At 52.8% G+C, this 3533-nt stretch carries 7 protein-coding genes; 3 read left to right on the top strand and 4 right to left on the bottom strand.

Annotated features, from left to right (window positions below):
• Positions 1-239: 239 nt before the first annotated feature.
• The gene (locus tag J0A65_RS20810) at positions 240-560 is read left to right on the top strand and encodes a DUF1654 domain-containing protein (RefSeq protein ID WP_037053400.1); all 321 of its coding nucleotides are present in this window, start codon (positions 240-242) and stop codon (positions 558-560) included.
• Between the two features lie 43 nt (positions 561-603).
• Positions 604-846, top strand: a complete 243-nt coding sequence (locus J0A65_RS20805) for a hypothetical protein (RefSeq protein WP_206596261.1) — start codon at positions 604-606, stop codon at positions 844-846.
• A gap of 36 nt (positions 847-882) precedes the next feature.
• Here the strand turns inward: J0A65_RS20805 and J0A65_RS20800 are convergent, their stop codons facing one another.
• From J0A65_RS20800 to J0A65_RS20785, 4 genes are all read right to left on the bottom strand, one after another.
• Positions 883-1359: a hypothetical protein gene (locus tag J0A65_RS20800; protein WP_206596260.1), complete on the bottom strand. Its 477-nt coding sequence runs from the start codon at positions 1357-1359 to the stop codon at positions 883-885.
• Positions 1319-1714, bottom strand: a complete 396-nt coding sequence (locus tag J0A65_RS20795; protein ID WP_206596259.1) for a helix-turn-helix domain-containing protein — start codon at positions 1712-1714, stop codon at positions 1319-1321. The genes J0A65_RS20800 and J0A65_RS20795 overlap by 41 nt, the downstream gene beginning before the upstream one ends.
• 11 nt (positions 1715-1725) lie before the next feature.
• Positions 1726-2154 carry a type II toxin-antitoxin system RelE/ParE family toxin gene (locus J0A65_RS20790; RefSeq protein WP_206596258.1) on the bottom strand — a complete coding sequence of 143 codons (429 nt, stop codon included), beginning with the start codon at positions 2152-2154 and terminating at the stop codon, positions 1726-1728.
• 118 nt (positions 2155-2272) lie between these two features.
• Positions 2273-3121, bottom strand: coding sequence for an XRE family transcriptional regulator (locus J0A65_RS20785; protein ID WP_206596257.1), 849 nt, complete (start codon positions 3119-3121; stop codon positions 2273-2275).
• An 89-nt stretch (positions 3122-3210) separates the two neighbouring features.
• Here J0A65_RS20785 and J0A65_RS20780 point away from each other — a divergent pair, with 89 nt between their 5' ends.
• A complete protein-coding gene (locus tag J0A65_RS20780) occupies positions 3211-3438 on the top strand; it encodes a transcriptional regulator (RefSeq protein WP_206596256.1) in 228 nt (75 codons plus the stop codon).
• The last annotated feature ends 95 nt before the right edge of the window (positions 3439-3533 follow it).

The following is a 3533-nucleotide window of genomic DNA, read 5'->3' as shown; positions in this document are numbered from 1 at the left end:
GCCGGGGCTGCCTCGCCGGTTGCCCGGCTAGCTGTTCATGGCGCTGGTTGTTAAAGAGCGGTGGCCTTTCGGCCCGGCCGTCGTTTCCGGCGGCGATGAGTTAAAGATAAGCATGCTTATATTCGCAGTCAATAAGCAGACTTATATTTCGTTTTGCGCGCAAGGAAATATGGATCTTGCGAGATGGCGATTTGCTCGTTTACTGTATGGATATACAGCAAATGGAGAGGCGCAGAGCTATGCCGAAAACCGAACAGAACACGCCGATGAATGCTATCGACCGTCTGGGGCTGCGGGTTTCCGCGATGATTCAGGGGCCGATTGCCCAGCTAAACAGGCGGGTGACGCTCTTCCAGTTGGATACCGACCCGGACTACGCCTGGCAGGCGATTCTGGAGCTGCTGCAGGAGACTGACGGGCTGAGCCTGGAGCGCCATGAGGACGGCACGGTGACGGTCAGCTGGGATGCGCCGACGGATGGCGATGCACGGATCGAGGATGAGGAGGAGGGCTTGATGCGGGTTGAGGTGAACGAGACGCCGGCAATTGCTCCGTTCTGAGGCTGGTAGAATGCCTGCCTTCTTCAACTGTCGAGTCGCTGCCATGAGCTACAACCTTGCCAACCTTCCCTTCGATGAGCGCAACGCCATGGAGGACGAGAAGGCGACCATGTTCGAGTTCTGGCAGCAGAACCTGGACCGGGCGAAGACGGATGCCGGCCGGATCTGGGCCGAGAAGGGCAAGCGGAAAGCGCAGTGGGCAGGCTGGGCCCAGGAGCAACTGGCAGGTCTGGAGCCGGCGCAGTATCAGAGCATGGTGAGGCGGGAGCTGGATAGATTGGGGTGACGTAAAACTGAAAAGCCCCGCATTTGCGGGGCTTTATTACTCTTCAGAGTAGTTTTGCATTAGGTTCAGTACAAATTCATCAATATTAAACGAAGGCATAAGCACTGAATCCCATGGGCCACGACCTGTTAGCGTGCACACCATTTCTCGCATGCTGCCAATCAGCATTGTTCCAAGTATGATATAAGCAGACTGCCGTTTTATGTCGTCAAATTCAGAGAAATCCTCTGTAATTGATGCGCATATGTAACAGTGCAGGTTGAATTTGTATGGGTGGTTATCTCTGTTCTCTTCATCGGTCGAGAAAAAGAAGTTAACGTGAAGAAGCCCTTCCGGCTTTTCATATAGAGCACTGGCTACAGCTCTATACGAACCTTCACCATGATCTTCCGATGGGTCATGGTCGGGATAAGCTTCTATCGAAATTCTGGGGTAAATAAGGCGTTTAAGCTCTATCCCCAGCTCTTCACTACTATGATGCGCGAAGTGCAGTTTTTCTGAGGTCTTGCTCATTACCTTGAATCCAGTGGCGGTTGATGGTTGCAGGGCGATGTTCTACCTGCCGGCGTGATTCCACAACTCCAAACCAACGGATGGACTGATGCGGCTCTGCAAGCTGAATGCATAGCTTGGAATTTAGAGCGCGAGCGATTTTTACCATGGTCTCAATGGTGAAGTTCGCATCACCTTTGAGGACTTTCGTTATGTATGCAGGGGAGCATGAAACAAGTTCAGCAAGTTTTGCCTTGCTAATCTCATCGCGGCGCATGGCCGAATGAACGGAAATCATGAAATCTTGTTTTGCAGACTCGACCCAAAAATTGAGGCTTTGTTTGCTTCTAGACTTAAGTTTTGAATATCCACTCATAATAAGCTCCGCTACTCTTCCTCAAAGAAGAGTTCAATTTTCTTACCATCCTTGATTAGCTTTTCATACCTATCTTTCAAATTGATGGCTTTCCTTACCTCCAATGGTGGTGCTTTTTGGCGCTTCTTCACAAAAGCATGTGAGCAAACAATAATCTTGTTCCCATCACCATAGAACCAAAGCAGCCTTAAATCACCCTTAATGAACTCGAATATTTTCGCGTTCTTATCCGCTTCATGACAAATTTCATCGTTCAGCATCCTTTGGCCATGAGCTGCGAATTTCTCAAGCATGCTCATCAAACCCTCCATGGACTTGGTGTAGTTAGGCCCCAATTCCTCCAGGGAGCTAACAAAAGGGCACTCGTACTCACCGGCCTGCGTCATCTCCTGCACGGCTGTGACTGTCCAAGCAGACGTCTCAAGGACTAGCAAGCGCATGATGTTAACCTATAGGTTAATTTTGCGCCACCTGCCAGCTTCTTGACTGTGTGATGCGTTGCAGACTTCGAAGGTTCCATCTTCGTCATTCGATGACCGTGAGAGCTAGTGGTGAGGGCTAAAGCTTCTGGGCGTTCCACACCAGAAGGACCCTTGCTTGGATGTAGGTTTCGTCAATTCGGATCTCGACTGGCGGGTATAGCTTCTCCGCTTTTGAGATCATCTTGAAGTGCTCTGCATCAACGACCTGAAGGCTTTTGATGTAGAAATGGCCCTGCCAGATGAAGGCGTAGATGCCGTCTCCGGTGAACTCGCGAACGCTCGCGTCTACGATCAGCGGATCCTTGTCTTGGATTGTCGGCGCCATGGACTGCCCGATGCCAGTGATCAGCTTCAGGTGTACTGGGTCCTTGTAGGTTACGCCGAGCTCACGCAGATGCTGCTGGCTCACCGTCACGTCGCGGAACATCTCGGGGAAGTCGTGCACGAGCTTCCCGTTGCCCATCGCGCCTTGGACGTCGTAGTGCGCGATACGTATTTCATCGCCTACCAGGGGGCGGCGGCTGAAGTCGGCGACGATTACGTTGTCTGGCGGGGTGGCGTCAGGTTTATCGTTCAGGGTATCCGCAACAGCTCGCTCGAGTCTTTCCTGCTGGTCAGGGCGTAGCGATTTACCGTGCTTGCTGAGCATCTCCATCACCTTCGCGGCGGCGCCGGAGCTATATGTGCCGATGACCTCGGCCACGGAGTTGCTGCCGTCTGTCATTTCACCTTGGCCGGTAGCGAGCCATTCCGCCCGTACATTGCATGCGCTTGCGATCTTCACGAGATGCACGCTCTGAAGGTTTTCACCCTTCTCCAGCTGAGAAATAACGGGCTGCGACACGCCGGCCTTGGCCGCCAGATCTTTCTGGGTCAGGTCTGCGTGCTTGCGCGCTGCTTTGATGCGATCTGCGAGTGATTTCATGACGCTGAATCTATAAGCCGCCTTATGTCCTTGCAAATAAGCCTGCTTATTCATACGCTATAAGCACGCTTATTTTTGAGGCCGAACGAATGCAGCTCAGTGCAGCCACCCAGGAACCCCGCCTGACGCCGGTAGAGCGCCTGGTTAAGTTCTTCGGCAATCAGCCAAAGACGGCCGCCGCAATGGGGGTTTCGCAGGCGACTGTTTCCTACTGGCTTTCCGGTACCTACACGATGACCGCAGACAACGCCTTCAAGGCTGAAGACCTGACGAAAGGCTATGTCACGGCGCGCGAGCTTGTGGGGTCTGGAGGCTGATCCGGCCATTGCTGTTGGTTCCTTCAAGGCAAGAGAACAAGGCTGTGGTTCACGGCCACCACGATAAGAGGCAGAGCAGAACATGACCACGTCCA

Origin of the sequence: Bowmanella yangjiangensis (genome assembly GCF_017255015.1) — a bacterium.
GTDB classification, from domain to species: Bacteria; Pseudomonadota; Gammaproteobacteria; order Enterobacterales; family Alteromonadaceae; genus Bowmanella; species Bowmanella yangjiangensis.
Note: the sequence above shows the minus strand (reverse complement) of the source record. Positions and strands in the feature narration are given on the sequence as shown.

Bases quoted from the DNA above. Each gene is read 5' to 3' on its own strand.
- J0A65_RS20810 (WP_037053400.1), top strand. From the start codon at position 240: ATGCCGAAAACCGAACAGAACACGCCGATGAATGCTATCGACCGTCTG.
- J0A65_RS20805 (WP_206596261.1), top strand. From the start codon at position 604: ATGAGCTACAACCTTGCCAACCTTCCCTTCGATGAGCGCAACGCCATG.
- J0A65_RS20800 (WP_206596260.1), bottom strand. From the start codon at position 1,359: ATGAGCAAGACCTCAGAAAAACTGCACTTCGCGCATCATAGTAGTGAA.
- J0A65_RS20795 (WP_206596259.1), bottom strand. From the start codon at position 1,714: ATGAGTGGATATTCAAAACTTAAGTCTAGAAGCAAACAAAGCCTCAAT.
- J0A65_RS20790 (WP_206596258.1), bottom strand. From the start codon at position 2,154: ATGCGCTTGCTAGTCCTTGAGACGTCTGCTTGGACAGTCACAGCCGTG.
- J0A65_RS20785 (WP_206596257.1), bottom strand. From the start codon at position 3,121: ATGAAATCACTCGCAGATCGCATCAAAGCAGCGCGCAAGCACGCAGAC.
- J0A65_RS20780 (WP_206596256.1), top strand. From the start codon at position 3,211: ATGCAGCTCAGTGCAGCCACCCAGGAACCCCGCCTGACGCCGGTAGAG.